The following is a 365-nucleotide window of genomic DNA, read 5'->3' on the forward strand; positions in this document are numbered from 1 at the left end:
GCCGCGGCGTACGTGAGGAAGATCGCGGACGCGGCGGGCTGTGCAGCCTACGCAGTCCCGATTCGCCGCAAGCCCTCCGACAAGGAGCTCTTCTGGCTGACCCTCTTCTGCCCTCGCACACTTGCTCTGTGGCACTTCAATGAGGTTGTGAGCCTCGCTCTGAAGGAATGGCGGGGATTTCTCGCCGATGTCGAGCTCGCGGAACTCGAGCGCACCGAAACGGAGACTCCGGGCTTGTTCTCGAACGTCTCGGAGCTCCAGGGCATTCAGCAGGCCGACGAACGGCAGATCGACCGAGACGCCATAAATGACATCAAAGCGTCGGTGCGGAAGAACCTGGGCCCGAACTCGCCCCTGTCGACGCG

The 365-nt window shown here is 63.0% G+C and carries 1 protein-coding gene; it reads left to right on the top strand.

Annotated features, from left to right (window positions below; genetic code table 11):
• A partial coding sequence (locus KVT36_RS31585) for a hypothetical protein (RefSeq protein WP_217607408.1) occupies positions 1–365 on the top strand: 365 nt, incomplete at both ends.

It is taken from the genome of Chitinophaga sp. GbtcB8, assembly GCF_019091455.1.
Taxonomy (GTDB): Bacteria; Bacteroidota; Bacteroidia; order Chitinophagales; family Chitinophagaceae; genus Chitinophaga.